The sequence below is a fragment of the Solwaraspora sp. WMMA2101 genome (genome assembly GCF_049179175.1).
Lineage (GTDB): Bacteria > Actinomycetota > Actinomycetes > Mycobacteriales > Micromonosporaceae > Micromonospora_E.
Genome location: NZ_JBMHMA010000006.1, coordinates 1,305,282 through 1,318,634, shown reverse-complemented (window position 1 = coordinate 1,318,634; position 13,353 = coordinate 1,305,282). Strand labels below are relative to the sequence as shown.

The following is a 13,353-nucleotide window of genomic DNA, read 5'->3' as shown; positions in this document are numbered from 1 at the left end:
CGACCCGGGAGTCAGAGTCGACCGACGTGCAGTCGGCTGTGGTCGGTGCCGCGCAGCAGCACGACCGCGCCGAGCACCAGGGTGGCCGCCACCCAGCCGGGCCAGCTGCCGGCCTCGAGGATCACCGGCAGGCGCTGGCCGACGACGCTGGGCGCGACGACGGCGGCGGACCAGACGGCGGACAACCCGAGCGCGGCCCGGTCGACGCCGACCAGACCGCCCAGGGCCAGGGCACCGGCGGTGAAGGCCAGGCACGGCAGCAGCCACAGCACGGGGGAGTGGCCGGTCGACCAGCTCGCCGCCGCCAGCACCGGGACCACCGTGAGCACCGCTGCCAGGGTCCGGCGCAGCAGCAGCGCGAGCCCGGTACGGGGCATCGAGGAGACCAGTTCCCAGGCCGGGTCGGTGCGGCGGCTCCAGGCGGCGGCCACCGGCAGCAGCGGTGCGACCGGCGCGATCAGCAGCACCAACGACGGCAGGCTGGCGAAGGTCGATTCGAACAGCACGGCCACCAGCATCAACGCGGCGACGGTGGCCAGCCAGGGCAGCATCCGGGCGGCCGCGCCGGTGCGCCGCAGCAGACGGGGGCGGGCCGGTCGGGGCCCGGCGTCGATGCCGGCGGTGATTCCGGCCGCGACCCGGTCGAGCAGTTGCCGGTCGGTCGGCGCGACGGCGTCGGCCAGCTGCGCTCGGCATGGTGCACAGGTCTCCAGGTGGGCTTCGACCGCCCAGACGGTGGCGTCGTCGATGCCGTCGTCACCGGTGGCGTAGCGGGAGATGAGAGTGGGGGTGGGGTGGGTGGTCATGACAACGCCTCCCGTAGCGCGATCCGGGCGCGCCGTGCGTACGTCTTCACGGTCCCTTCCGGCATGCCGAGCAGTACCGATGTCTCCCGCGTGGTCAGACCGTCGAGCACCATCGCACGCAGCACCTGACGCAGGTTGGGCGGCAGCGCCAGCAGTGCGTGCTCCAAGTCGGCGTCCATCCGGCCGGCGAGTGCCTCCTCCTCGGCGGCGGGCGCGATGGTGGCGAAGGTTTGCACCGCAGGCACCCGATCCCGTCGGGCGCGGGCCCGGAACGCGTCGACCAGCCGCCGGGCCGCGATGGTCCAGAGCCAGCCGACGGCGCTGCCCTTCGCCGCGTCCTGGGCCTGGCTGCCGGCCGACCGCCACACCGCGAGGTAGGTGTCCTGCAGCACCTCGGCGACCATGTCGTCGTCGGCGCACCGTCGCCGCAGGCGGGCGGTCAGCCACGGCGACGTTCGGCGGTACAGCTCGTCGAAGGCGCGCCGATCGCCGCGGGCGACGCGGCGTAGCAGTGCACCCTCGTCGAGTGCGTCCAGGCTCCGTCTCACAACAGGCAAGACGATCCAGGTCCTCGGGACGGTTTTCCACATCGAGTGACCTGGGTCATGTTCGGTGTGATGGCGGCGCCCGGGCGGCCGGCAGGCCAGGGAACACCACCGGCAGACCTGAGGCGAGGGCACCTGGATTGTCGTCAACTGGCAGGTGTGCCGACAATGCAGGTGCCCTCGCCCCGCCGTAGGAGGCGACGACTGGAGGAGAACGGGATGTCACCGGTGGCCGACCGCGTCGAGATCGCCGAACTGGTCGCCCGGCTCGCCCGGGCCCAGGACCAGCGGCGCTTCGACGACCTGCGCGACGTTTACACCTCGGACGCGGCGACCAGCAGTCCGCGCGGTGAGTTGCGGGGGATCGACCAGATCATCGAGGGCTTCCGGCGGACCAGCCCGGCAGACGAGGGCATCCAGCACTTCAACACCGACGTGGTCGTCGATCTCGACGCTGACGGCGACCGGGCCGAGGTCGACACCCACCAGCTCGTCTACTTCTTCCGGCCCGGCGAGGCCCCGTACCGGACGGCCGGGGCACAGGCCCACTACGTCGCCGTCCGGACACCCGGCGGCTGGCGGTTCACCAGCGCCCGGATCGTGCCGGTCTGGCAGCACGTCGCCGGATGAACCCGGTCACCCGGTATCGGGCTCTCGCGGTGCACCAGGCCCGGTGCGTAGAGTCTCAGGTCGCATCGGCGACGCGGTGACGTGACAGGGACGGAACGGGTACGGGCATGACGGTGGACGACGTACGACCGGATCTTGATCCGACCCCGACCGGGGTCGACCCGGCGCAGCTGGCGGTCTGCCTCGACGTCATCGAGGCGCTGTCGGCGCTGCCGTCTGACCACCCCGACGTGGTACGGGTGCAGCGGGCCACCGCCAAGCTGTACAAATCGGTCAAGCTGCGGCGGCGGGCCGAGAAACGGGAGGAAGTCCTCGCCGCCGACCGGGCCGTCACCGCGGCCACCGCGACCGGGGCACCCGGGCGCATCGACGACGAGACCAAGGGCATTCCGCTGGTGTCGTCGACCGTCGGCGCCACCGCCGGCATCCTGCGCCAACCCCGCGCCTGCTACATCTGCAAGGAGCGTTACCGCGAGGTCGACGCCTTCTACCACCAGCTCTGCCCGCCCTGCGCCAAGCTCAACCACGAACGCCGCGACGCCCGCACCGACCTGACCGGTCGGCGGGCGCTGCTCACCGGCGGTCGGGCCAAGATCGGCATGTACATCGCGCTGCGGCTGCTCCGCGACGGCGCACACACCACGATCACCACCCGCTTCCCACAGGACGCCGCCCGCCGGTTCGCCGCCATGGACGACAGCGACCAGTGGCTGCACCGGCTGCGCATCCTGGGCGTCGACCTGCGCGACCCGGCCCAGGTGATCGCGGTCGCCGACGCGGTCGCCGCCCAGGGCCCGCTGGACATCCTGATCAACAACGCGGCGCAGACCGTCCGACGCAGCCCCGGCGCGTACGCCCACCTGGTCGCCGCCGAGTCGGCACCGTTGCCCGACGGTCCGCTGCCGGAGATCGTCAGCTTCTCCTCGCCCGGCGGGCGCGGCAACGCCGCGACGGCGATCGCCGCCGGGCAGCCGCAGACGTCGGCGATCACCCCGCAGGCGCTCACCGCGCTGGCGTTGACCAGCGGCTCGGCCACCCCGGACCGGATCGCCCTGGCCACCGCGATCGACGCCGGTGGGCTGGTGCCGGACCTCGACCCGGTGAACAGTTGGGTGCAGCGGGTGGACGAGGTCGACGCGGTGGAGCTGCTCGAAGTGCAGCTGTGCAACTCCGTCGCACCGTTCATCCTGATCAGCCGGCTGCGGCCGACGATGGCCGCCGCACCGGCCCGGCGCAAGTACGTGGTGAACGTCTCCGCGATGGAGGGAGTGTTCAGCCGGGGATACAAAGGTCCCGGCCACCCGCACACCAACATGGCCAAGGCCGCGCTGAACATGCTGACCCGCACCAGCGCGCGGGAGATGCTGACCGACGGCATCCTGATGACCGCCGTCGACACCGGCTGGATCACCGACGAACGGCCGCATCCGACGAAGATGCGCCTGGCCGACGAAGGCTTCCACGCACCGCTGGATCTGGTCGACGGCGCCGCCCGGGTGTACGACCCGATCGTACGGGGTGAGCAGGGCGAGGACCTGTTCGGCTGCTTCCTGAAGGACTACGCCCCCGCCGCCTGGTAGGCCGCAGCCCGGGGCTCCCGGCCATCGGGCGGCGACGCCTTCGCCGGCGTCGACGTGCCGGCGGGCGGCAGCCCGTCCCGGGCACCCACCGCCGCCAGCAGCCACGACACGGCACTGAGACAGGCCAGCATCGCGACGGGCAGGGTGACGCGGTCCGCCGACGCGCCCAGCCACCAGTCGATGTCCGACGGCCCGGTCACATAGGTGAACACCAGCGTCGCCGTGTACCCGCAGCTGAGCAGCCAGATCCAGCCGTCCGAGCCCACACCGAGCGTCGCGCGTCGCGTACGGACCAGCAGGAAGCCGACCAACGCGCAGCCGAGCGCCGTCACCACCAACGGGCCGACCGTCTCCCACAACGCGTCGAGGGTCGGTGGCAGACGGGTGGCCAGCCGGCCGGTGTCGCCGAACACGCCGCCCAACGGCTCAGCCTGCTCGATGTCCGACGTCGCGCCGACCGCCCGGGCCAGGCCGGCCCAGGCCAGACCGGATCCCACCGGCAGCCAGACCAGCCAGGCCCGACCGAGGTCGCGCCGGGACCGGACCGTCACCAGCGCGGCGAGGATGCCACCGGCGACCAGTCCCTCGTTCTTGCTGAGGACCGCGGCGGTCAGCAGCACCAGCCCGAGAGCGGGACGGGCGAACGGGTCGCGGTGCAGCAGCAGCGCCGCGGCGGCACCCACCAGACACGCCGACCAGAGGGCATCGGCGTAGCCGGCGGCCACGTACTCCGCGCCGGTCGCCCAGGTCGACAGGCCGACGACGATGCCGGCGGACCAGGCGAGCCATGGCCGGCTGCGGGTGAACACGGCCGCGACCGCCACGACCGCCGTGGCGACCGCCGAGAAGGTGGTCAGGGTCGACACCACCTGCGCGGTCCGGTAGCTCTGACCGAACAGGGCCCACGCCGCCGCGACCGGGGCCGAGGCCAGCGGAGGGTAGTCGGTGTGCGAGAAGACGAACCCGGGGCTGGCCATCGCCGCGCGGGCGATCTCGCCGTCGTAGGTGAAGTACCCGGCGTGCAGCCACCAGATCGAGTGCGCGTCCCAACTCGTCGGCGGGTGGAGAACAAGAAGCAGGGGTACGGCGAGGACGCCGGACGTGACGGCGACGGCCAACCACGGTACGGCGGGCTGAGCCGGACGTGGCCGGCGGAGCAACCAGAGGCTGATCGCCCAGGCGACGATGAAGGCCGCCGCCAGCCAGATGCGCAGGTCGGCGCCGAAGGCCAGCATCGCGACGACCGCGACCGTGCTGACGAGCGCCGTGGCGATCGGAGCGAGCAGCAGTGCGACGGGCAGTGACCGGGCGACGGCGAACGCCGGTGCCAGCCCGGACGCCACGACGAGCGTGACCGTCAGCAGGTGTCCGGCGGACATCAGCTGACCACCGTCAGCTCGACGGCGTACCGTGGGCCCACCGAGCTTTCCCACTGGACAAGGCTCGCCTGGTAGTCGGCTTCCCGTCGGTCGACGACCACGGTGCCGCCAGCCAGCGCGGTGAACTCGCTGAAGCGCTGCAACCACAGGTGCTGCAGCGGCGGATCGATGATCACCCGGCTACCCGCCGGCAAGGTCGCGGTGAACTCGTTGCGGATCGCCTCGAAGTCCTGGTGCAGGCGTCGCTGCGCGGCCAGCTGGCCCGGAGTACGGACGTAGTCGAATCCGGTGATCCCGGCCTCGATCGCGCCCCGGTTGGCCAGCGCGACGCACAGGAGCGCGAGCGCGACCACGAGCATCTGGGCCGCCCGCCGGACGGGGCGCGACTGTCGGAGTTTCACTGGCGATCCCGTTCGGCACGTTGGGTCGAGCGCCAAGAACATACAACGCCCAGCCGGGTCGCCGTGCACCTGACGGAGCGCAGTCCTGTCGCCGGCCGGGCGTTGGTCGACCACGGACAGGTGGGTGATCCCCGAGAGATTCCTGGTGGTCGATCGCCTTGGTGGTAATACTCCGTTAACAAGGGGCGGCGTCCCGGATGAAACACCGGGTCCTGGGGTCGGAGGCTGCCCGTCGGTAGAGGACCGAAGGAGGCTCGTCGTGAGATCGATGTCCCGTACCGTCCGACTGATGCTCGCCGTGGCGACCGGGCTGGCGCTGATGGCGACCGCCAGCCCGGCGGCCGCAGCACCCGCCGACACCACCGCACCGGGGTCCGCCACGGCTGCGGCCGAGGCGACCTGGGATCTGTCGGACTACCAGCAGAAGGCATGCTTCCCGGCGAACGCTCCGTTCTGGACGTACTTCGTCGGCTTCATCGCTGGCAGCTGGTCCACGCCGCTGCAGGTCGACGTGCAGGGGCTGCCCGAGGGCACCGTCACCAGCCTGCCGCACCCGCCGATCGCGCCGAGAGACAACGGTGACCGGTACATCGGTACCGCCTGGGTCAGCGTGAACGTGCCGGCACTGGACTACGGCGACTACCCGGCCGTGATGACGGTGACCGACGGGTCGAGTACCCAGACCATGCCGATCCTGATCCGGGCGCAGGAGCGCTGGGGCTGCTGAGCCGACATCCGCTGCCCGCCACGGCTGGTGACTCACCGGGCGGGCAGCGACTCGGCGATCGCGGTCGCGAACCGGCTCGCGTCCAGCCGGTCCGAGTCGAACACCCGGTCTGCGGGGATCGTCGGCAGGTGCTCACGGAACCGGTGGTGCGCCCGGTGGTGAAACCCCGGATCGCGCGACAGCCCGCGCGCCGTGTGCCTCGTGCGCGGCGAACCACAATCCGCCCGCGCCCGCGCCGGGCCGGCGGACCATGGCGGCGACCTCGTCGACGTCGACGACCACGACGGTACGCCCGGCGTCGGTCAGCAGGTCGGCGAGCAGCTCCGCTACGGTGTTCTTGCCGGCCGCGATCGGGCCGGTGAGGATCACCAGATGTGCCATGACCGGACCATCGTCAGCGGTCCGAACCTGATCGGGCAACGGGGTTCCCACCACGGCGGTGCGCACCCGGGGCGATCCCGAAGTGGCGTTTGAACGCGCTGGCGAAGGCGAACTCCGACCGGTACCCGACCTCGGCGGCGATGACCCGCAGCGGCGCGTCGGACTGCAGCAGCAGCCGCCCGGCTGTCGTCATCCGCCACCAGGTCAGGTAGGCCAGCGGCGGTCGACCCAACAGTAGAGCGAAGCGGCGGGCGAATTCTGTCCGGGACAGCCCGGCCTCGGCGGCCAACGCGGCGACCGTCCACGATCGGGCAAGGTCGCGGTGCATCGCACGCAACGCACCGGCGATCGGCGGGTCGCGCAGCGCCGCCGCCCAGCCGTTGGCCACGCCGCCGGCTGACTGCTGATCGAGCCAGGTCCGCAACATGTGTAGCAGCAGGATGTCCAGTAGGGCGGGGACGATGGCCGCCGTACCGGGCCGGGGGCGGTCCAACTCGGTAGCGAGCAGCTCCGCCGTGGCGCGCAGTTGTGGCTGCCGGTCGAGGTGCCCGGGGAGGTGAATGAGCTCCGGCAGGTCGTCCAGCAACGCAAGTGCATGGCCGGCGTCGAGCTGGTACGCCCCGCAGACGCTGGCAGTGGTCGAATCCTCCCCCGGACCGCTGGCCAGTGTGTGCCCACGCCCACGGGGCCGGAGCACGATGTCGCCGGCGGCCAGGTCGACCGGCGCGGCACCCTCGCGGGTCAGTCGACACGGACCCTGGAGGATGACCTGGAAGCCGATCGAGCCCGGCACCGGATCGAAACGCTGCGCCCACGGCGACCGCCACTGATGCCGCGCCGAACGCGGCTGCCCGGTCCGGACCACCGCCATCACATCGCTGAGCACGTCCACCCGGCGACGGTATCCGGGCCGGGACGATCGCGGATGAACCGCGGCGTCGCGCGCATGGTCCGGTCCGTCGCGCGCCAATAGGTTCGAGGTGTGCGAGCGATGCGAATTCACCGGTACGGCGACCCTTCGGTGATCCGCGACGACGACATCCCCCGGCCGGTGCCCGGTGCCGGTGAGGTGCTGATCCGGGTCGCCGCGACCTCGTTCAACCCGTCCGACATCGGATTGCGCCGTGGACTGCTGCGGTCGCTCTTCCCGCTCTACCTGCCGTACACCCTGGGCGGTGAGGTCTCCGGCACGGTGACCGAGGTCGGCGCGGATGTCCGCGACGTCGCTGTCGGCGACCAGGTCGTGGGCCGTCTCGACGGGGGCGGCGCGGCGGCAGACCACGGCGTCGCGCCGGTCGGCACACTGGTCGCCGCGCCGGCCAGCATTCCGCTGGCCCACGCCGCCGCGCTGCCGATCGCCGGGTTGACCGCCTGGCAGGCGGTGTTCGAGCACGCCGACGTCGCCGCCGGGCAACGGGTGCTGGTCGTCGGCGCGGGCGGTGGCGTCGGTGGGTTCGCCGTCCAACTGGCCAGGCACGCCGGTGCGTACGTGATCGCCACCGCGAGCCCACGCAGCGCCGGGGCGGTACGCCGGCTCGGTGCCGATCAGGTCGTCGACTACCTGACCACGTCGCTCGCCGACGCGGTGGACGAGCCGGTCGACGTGATCCTCAACCTGGTCGTGGCCGATGCGGCACAAAACGCGGCGTTGCTGCCCCTGGCCCGGCCCGGCGGCGTCGTCGTCTCAGTGACCGTCCCCGTCACCGCACCGGCCGGTGCGGCGGTGACCGCGAAGCACTTCGTGGCCCGTAACGACACCGGTCAGCTCGCCGCCCTGGTCCGGCTGGTCGACACCGGGGCAGTCACAGTGGACATCTCCGCCAGCTACCCGTTGACTGACCTCGCCGAGGTGCACCGGATCGCCGAAGCCGGCGGCAATCGGGGAAAGATCATCTTGACTCCGTGAACTGTGGCGGCGAACCCGGTCGAGCTATTCGAGGAGGGCGAGCATCGTCCTACTTCGAGGACCCGCTGCGCTGGTGCCCCCGGTGCGGCGAGCTCACCACCGCGACCATCCCCCGACCACCGCACTGAGCCGACGGATACCTGCTGTGGCGGCAAAGACGACAACCCCGCCACCGCAGCGCCGTTGGCCTCTCCGGTCACGGCCCGACGCTGTACCAGGGTGGGCTGTCCGGCACCCGCCAGTTCGAACTGCTCTCGGCGGGGCCGCTGCGCAACGGCGCGGTGGTCCTGCACTACCGCCGCGCGTGCTGAATCACCGGGCCGCGACCATCAACCGGTCGAAGGCGTCGTTGACCGCGACCGCGTCCGCGCCGAGTGCGGACAGCATCCCCACCAGGTCGACGCCGGGCACCACCGCCACCCGCTGCGCCAGCTCCGCCAGGGACCGGGGCAGCGTCGACCGAAGGCCGGTACGGCGTGGCTCCGCCGCCAGCCCGGCCAAGGTCCGCTCGACCATCGGCGCGTTGCCGACGAGCCGGTAGAGCAGCGCCGAGGCCAGCCGGTGGGCGACGCGCTCGGCCGGTGCACCGCCCGCCTGGGCCAGATGGTTGGCGTAGTTGGCGTGCACCTGGCTGACGGTGCCCAGGTCACCGACGGCGTACGCGGTCGCCAGCGCCTCGCGGTCGAACTCCAGCGCCAGGAACGGCTCCCCTCGACGGCTCGCCAGGATCGCGCGGGCGCTGAGCACCGCCGCCACCATCGTGGTGTCGTCGGCGGCCCGGAAGGCGCGTTCGCTGTCGGCGAGCACCCGTTCGCAGTCCTGCCACAGGCCCAGCTCCAGCAGCGCCGCGTAGCCGCTGAACCGGTAGTACGCCCGCTCCGCCGGGCTGGCACCGATGGCGGCGAGCTGGTGCAGAATGCGGTCATTGAGCGACAACGCCAGCTCCCACTCGGCGGTGGCCTTTGCCGCGCCGACCCCGTGGTGCAGCATCGCGACCTGCAACCGCGCCAACTCGTCCCGGTCGGCGGCGGCCCGCGTGTCCAGGTCGGCACCAGCCTCGGCGGCGGCGGTGAGCGCGTCGTCCAGGCCGGCGAGGATGTCGCGGTGACGGCCCAGGTCGTACAGGGCAGCGAGGCGGCGGCGCAGCCAGCGTGCCCGCTGCTCGCCGGTCGCCGTACGCAGCTCCTGGTCGGCCAGGTCGAGTGCCCGCGCCGGCTGGTGCTCGGCGAGCAGCCGGTCGTGGATGCCGGCGGCGATCGCGGTGGCCAGTTCGTCGTGGCCGTCGGCGCGGGCCTGGTCGAGCAGCCCGGTCAACTCGCCGGTGTCGTCGCTGGTGGCCAGCAGATACTGGGCGAACCGCTGCCGGTCGCCGCTGCGCATCGCGATCTCCCGCAGCATCGGCAGCATCGCCGCCACCTGGTCGGTGACCTGGGCGACCTGCAGCGTCGCCTCCATCACCTGCCAGGCCGTGTCGAGATCGCCGAGTTCGGCGGTGTAGACGGCGGCGCCGACCCCGGCCCGTACGGTGGTCGGCGTCGGCGTGGCCCGTTCGGCCTCGAACCGCTGGAACCAGGCCACCGCGAGCAGTTCGTTGACCGTACGGGTCCGGTCGGCCTCGGCGGCGTCGCGCACCATCACCCGTACGGCATCGTCGGGGAAGCCGTAGCGGGTCACCGGCCCGGCGTCCGGGGTGATTGTGCGTTGTGTCGTCACCAGCCCGGCGCGGGTCAGCGCGGCGAGGGCGGCGGCGAAGTCGGGCACCGCCGCACCCGACGAGGGGTGCACCGCCTGCCACAGCACCGGCCAGACCGCCTCGACAACGAACGACCAGCGGTCGTCGGCGGCGACCAGGCTGATCAGGTCGAGCAGCAGCCGGGGCGCCGGTGCCAGCGCGTCGAGCCGGGCCAGCACCTGACCCCGGTCCTGGTCGATCTTTGCCAACGCCTGCTCGGCGGAGGCGGCCGCGCCGGGCAGGCCGGCCTGGCGGAAATCGGCCAGGGCCTGCCGGATCAGCTCCGCGCCGCGGGTGGGGTCACCGGTCACCACCGCGACCAGGCCGAGCCGGAGCTGGATCTGCCCGCGTAGTGACACGTCGCCGACCTGTTCGACGGTGGCGAGGCTGATCGCCAGCAGCCGGCCGGCGTCGAGCAGGTCACCGACGCCGACGGCGACCTCACCGAGCAGGTAGTTGACCATCGCCCGGCCGTACGCCGAGTCGATCTCGTCGTAGATCTCCGCCGCCCGCCGCAGCCGCTGCTGGGCGAGACCGTAGTCCTTGCGGTGCAGGGCGCTGCCGCCCAACCCGCGTTGCGTGTTGGCCACTCCGAGTCGGTCACCGTGAGCGGTGAAGACCTGCTCGGCGTGGGTGAAGTACTGCTCGGCCTGCGCCAGGTCGCCGGCGTCGACGGCCAGCTCACCGAGCCGGTAGCGGCAGTTCGCCGCGCCCATCTCGTCGTCGACGGCCAGGTAGAGGCGTTCGGCGGTGAGGTAGTGGGTGCGGGCGTTCGTCGGATCCTCGCTCATGCGGTCCAGCAGACCGAGCGAGAGATGCACGTCGGCCTGACCCCGTCGCCGACCGGCGGCGACGTACAGCGTCAGCGCGGTGTCCAGGCTGCGCCGGGCCGCGACCGGGTCGCCGTCGCGCAGTTCGAGGTTGCCCAGGGACAGCAGCGAGTTGGCCTTCCCCTCCGGGGATCCGGACTGTTCGAACGCGGCGATCGCGGCGGCGAAGTGCTGCCGGGCGGTGGCCAGGTCACCGGAGCGCATGGACAGGTCGCCGAGCAGGTCGTGTGCCTGACCCTGGTCACCGTCGCGGCCGAGGTCGGTGGCGATCGACAGGGCGATCCGGGCCTCGTCGATGCCGTCGGCCACCTGGCTGCCCCACAACGCCAGCCGAGCCCGCTCCTGGGCGATGGTGGAGAGCGCCGCGCGGTAACCGGACCGCCCGGCCAGGTGCTGCGCCTGCGCCAGGTGCCGCTGCGCGTCGTCGTGCCGGTTGGTCAGCCGGGACACGACGGCGGCGCCCACCTCGGCGTCGACAGCCAGTCGCGGATCCGCGACGAGCAGGCCGGCCCGCTGCTCCGGGGCGAGGACCAGGTCGATCAGGGTCCGGGCGGTGGCGGTCTGCAGGGTCGCGATCGCCTGGTCGAAGCGCTGCCGCCAGAACGTGCCGGCCAGGCCGCTGCCGAGGGCCAGCGCGTGGTACAGCTCCTCGGTGGCCTCGCCCAGCCCGGCGAAGTAGGCGCGGGCCCGCAGGTGCAGCTCACGCAGCCGGCCGGGGTCGTTGCGCCGCAGGCTGTCCAGCAGCGCGATGCGGACCAGCGGATGCAGAGTGGCCACGGTGGAGCCGTCGGTGTCGGTGCCGAGCCGGACGAAGGTGTAGCGGCCGAGCTGGTGGAACCAGGTGTCGTCGGCCGGTGCCGGATCGAGCAGGGCGGCGACGGCCGCCCGGCTCAGCACGCGGGGTACGGCGGCGGCGGTCACCACCGCGTGCCAGGGTGCCGCCAGCCGGTCCAGGAACACCTCCGGCAGCCACCGTTCGACCGGCTGGCCGGCGGCACGGCGGGCGATCTCGTCGGCGGTCAACCCGGGCCCGGACCCCCGAGCGGTGTCGATCGCCGCTGCGGCCAGGTCGGTCCAGCCGGGCAACCCCGCACAGGTACGGTGCACCGCCTCGACCAGCGCCGGATCGGTGATGCCCCGGGTGGCGAGGAACTGTGCGGTGTGTACGGGCTCCCATTCGGTCAGCGCGACGTGGAGCATCGGTGGGCCGGCGGCGGGTGGTTCCCGGCCGGCGAGCACGATCCGCAGATCCGGTGCGGCGTCGAGCAGTCGGGGGAGCAGCTCACCGAGGAACCAGGAGGTCTGCCGGGCGCCCCGGGCCTCGTCGTCGGGGCCGGCGACCTCGTCGAGGTACGGCAGCCGTTCCACGGTGTCGACGAACAGCACCCGGCCGGTCAGGTCGGCGCCGCGCAGCTCGTCGGCGAGGGCCTCGGCGATCAGGGTGCGCTGGTGGGCCCGTACGCCGGCGGCCCGCAGCGCGGCGGGGTCGGTGACCACCGTGATCGACACGTCCTGCACGACCGCCCCGTCGGTGGCGCTGACCGTGACGGTCGGCACCTCGGCGTACGCGGCTGCGAGAGCCGCCTCGGCGGCGCGGCGGGCCTGCTGGTACCGGCGCAGCCGGGCGCCGGTCCAGCCGGCACAGATCCGGGCGACCGCGTCGGTCGTCGCGAATGCGACGTCTGCGTGGCCGCCCGGGGCGGTCTCCACCAGGCGGTCGAGGTCCACGGTCCCGGTCCGCCCGGACGCCAGCCGCCGGCCCAGCTCGACCAGCAGCCGCGACTTGCCCTGCCCGGACATCCCGGAGTAGACCAGCACCCGTTCGGGCGCCCCGGCGGTGAACTGGTCGAACGCGGCGAGCGCCGTTTCCCGGTCGACGAACGGGTCGGTCTGGCCGGTCGTTGCGTCCGGGCCGGTCACTTGGGGGCGACCGGATCGTCGGTCCCGTCGGCCGCTGGCCCGCCCGGCGTCGGACCACCTGCGGCCGACCCGCTGGCGGGGTGCCGGCGGACCACGATCGAGCTGCCGGAGATCACGCCACCACCGCGTGCCTCCTGGCGGGTGGCCGCGCCGGTGTCCGGGTCGACGTCGATGTGGGAGCCGTCGATCCGGCCGCCGTCGGCGCGCTGGACGTGACGCGCCTGCGGACCGCTGGGCGTTGGCGGTGACGGGTCTGCCCGATCCTGACCGGTGAGCAGCGCGGCGAGCACTGCGGCGGCGAGCCCGGCCGCGCCGAGCCCGATCAGCACCAGCAGTCCGGGCCGGTCGGTGGCGAGGTTGCCGAGCACCCCGGAGAGCACGCCGACGATCGCGGAGACAGCAGCGGTGAGCTGTGCCCGTCGTCGCGACATGAGGGCCTCCAGCGGCGTCACGGTCCAGAGTAGTCGACAGTGTCCGGCCCTGACCGGGTCCGCGCCAGCGCACTGTCGGATCACC

The 13,353-nt window shown here is 72.9% G+C and carries 12 protein-coding genes and 1 pseudogene; 5 read left to right on the top strand and 8 right to left on the bottom strand.

Features of this window, described 5'->3' with window-relative positions:
- Positions 1-11: 11 nt before the first annotated feature.
- Complete coding sequence (locus ACN28F_RS06570; protein WP_289207185.1) at positions 12-806, bottom strand: zf-HC2 domain-containing protein; 795 nt, start codon at positions 804-806, stop codon at positions 12-14.
- Positions 803-1,354 carry an RNA polymerase sigma factor gene (locus tag ACN28F_RS06565; RefSeq protein WP_289207184.1) on the bottom strand — a complete coding sequence of 184 codons (552 nt, stop codon included), beginning with the start codon at positions 1,352-1,354 and terminating at the stop codon, positions 803-805. The genes ACN28F_RS06570 and ACN28F_RS06565 overlap by 4 nt, the downstream gene beginning before the upstream one ends.
- A gap of 216 nt (positions 1,355-1,570) precedes the next feature.
- Here ACN28F_RS06565 and ACN28F_RS06560 point away from each other — a divergent pair, with 216 nt between their 5' ends.
- Together ACN28F_RS06560 and ACN28F_RS06555 are read left to right on the top strand one after the other, a co-directional pair.
- Positions 1,571-1,981, top strand: a complete 411-nt coding sequence (locus tag ACN28F_RS06560; RefSeq protein ID WP_289207183.1) for a nuclear transport factor 2 family protein — start codon at positions 1,571-1,573, stop codon at positions 1,979-1,981.
- Positions 1,982-2,088: 107 nt separating this feature from the next.
- Complete coding sequence (locus tag ACN28F_RS06555; RefSeq protein ID WP_421357228.1) at positions 2,089-3,561, top strand: SDR family NAD(P)-dependent oxidoreductase; 1,473 nt, start codon at positions 2,089-2,091, stop codon at positions 3,559-3,561.
- On the opposite strand, the gene ACN28F_RS06550 is transcribed toward ACN28F_RS06555, so the two are convergent.
- On the bottom strand, positions 3,540-4,940 hold the full coding sequence (locus ACN28F_RS06550; protein WP_421357227.1) for a hypothetical protein: 1,401 nt from the start codon (positions 4,938-4,940) through the stop codon (positions 3,540-3,542). The two genes, ACN28F_RS06555 and ACN28F_RS06550, sit on opposite strands and share 22 nt — an antisense overlap.
- The gene (locus tag ACN28F_RS06545) at positions 4,940-5,341 is read right to left on the bottom strand and encodes a hypothetical protein (protein ID WP_421357226.1); all 402 of its coding nucleotides are present in this window, start codon (positions 5,339-5,341) and stop codon (positions 4,940-4,942) included. Before ACN28F_RS06545 ends, ACN28F_RS06550 begins: the two co-directional genes overlap by 1 nt.
- A 268-nt stretch (positions 5,342-5,609) precedes the next feature.
- Here ACN28F_RS06545 and ACN28F_RS06540 point away from each other — a divergent pair, with 268 nt between their 5' ends.
- A complete protein-coding gene (locus ACN28F_RS06540) occupies positions 5,610-6,068 on the top strand; it encodes a DUF5980 family protein (RefSeq protein WP_289211045.1) in 459 nt (152 codons plus the stop codon).
- Positions 6,069-6,200: 132 nt separating this feature from the next.
- Here ACN28F_RS06540 and ACN28F_RS06535 read toward each other — a convergent pair whose 3' ends face one another.
- Together ACN28F_RS06535 and ACN28F_RS06530 are read right to left on the bottom strand one after the other, a co-directional pair.
- Complete coding sequence (locus ACN28F_RS06535) at positions 6,201-6,449, bottom strand: adenylyl-sulfate kinase (RefSeq protein WP_289207179.1); 249 nt, start codon at positions 6,447-6,449, stop codon at positions 6,201-6,203.
- Positions 6,450-6,462: 13 nt separating this feature from the next.
- Positions 6,463-7,341 carry an AraC family transcriptional regulator gene (locus ACN28F_RS06530; protein WP_421357224.1) on the bottom strand — a complete coding sequence of 293 codons (879 nt, stop codon included), beginning with the start codon at positions 7,339-7,341 and terminating at the stop codon, positions 6,463-6,465.
- A 99-nt stretch (positions 7,342-7,440) separates the two neighbouring features.
- Here ACN28F_RS06530 and ACN28F_RS06525 point away from each other — a divergent pair, with 99 nt between their 5' ends.
- The gene (locus ACN28F_RS06525; RefSeq protein ID WP_421357223.1) at positions 7,441-8,355 is read left to right on the top strand and encodes an NADP-dependent oxidoreductase; all 915 of its coding nucleotides are present in this window, start codon (positions 7,441-7,443) and stop codon (positions 8,353-8,355) included.
- 188 nt (positions 8,356-8,543) lie between these two features.
- Positions 8,544-8,666: pseudogene (locus ACN28F_RS06520) on the top strand (deaminase); the annotation flags it as partial.
- Position 8,667: 1 nt separating this feature from the next.
- Here ACN28F_RS06520 and ACN28F_RS06515 read toward each other — a convergent pair.
- Both ACN28F_RS06515 and ACN28F_RS06510 read right to left on the bottom strand, forming a co-directional pair.
- Positions 8,668-12,837: a tetratricopeptide repeat protein gene (locus tag ACN28F_RS06515; RefSeq protein ID WP_421357222.1), complete on the bottom strand. Its 4,170-nt coding sequence runs from the start codon at positions 12,835-12,837 to the stop codon at positions 8,668-8,670.
- Positions 12,834-13,268 (bottom strand): hypothetical protein, encoded by a 435-nt coding sequence (locus ACN28F_RS06510; RefSeq protein ID WP_421357221.1) that lies wholly within the window; start codon positions 13,266-13,268, stop codon positions 12,834-12,836. Before ACN28F_RS06510 ends, ACN28F_RS06515 begins: the two co-directional genes overlap by 4 nt.
- Between the last annotated feature and the right edge of the window lie 85 nt (positions 13,269-13,353).

Coding starts and splice junctions, on each gene's coding strand:
- ACN28F_RS06535 (WP_289207179.1), bottom strand. CDS start 6,449: ATGGCACATCTGGTGATCCTCACCGGCCCGATCGCGGCCGGCAAGAAC.
- ACN28F_RS06525 (WP_421357223.1), top strand. CDS start 7,441: ATGCGAATTCACCGGTACGGCGACCCTTCGGTGATCCGCGACGACGAC.
- ACN28F_RS06540 (WP_289211045.1), top strand. CDS start 5,610: ATGTCCCGTACCGTCCGACTGATGCTCGCCGTGGCGACCGGGCTGGCG.
- ACN28F_RS06510 (WP_421357221.1), bottom strand. CDS start 13,268: ATGTCGCGACGACGGGCACAGCTCACCGCTGCTGTCTCCGCGATCGTC.
- ACN28F_RS06570 (WP_289207185.1), bottom strand. CDS start 806: ATGACCACCCACCCCACCCCCACTCTCATCTCCCGCTACGCCACCGGT.
- ACN28F_RS06555 (WP_421357228.1), top strand. CDS start 2,089: ATGACGGTGGACGACGTACGACCGGATCTTGATCCGACCCCGACCGGG.
- ACN28F_RS06550 (WP_421357227.1), bottom strand. CDS start 4,940: ATGTCCGCCGGACACCTGCTGACGGTCACGCTCGTCGTGGCGTCCGGG.
- ACN28F_RS06560 (WP_289207183.1), top strand. CDS start 1,571: ATGTCACCGGTGGCCGACCGCGTCGAGATCGCCGAACTGGTCGCCCGG.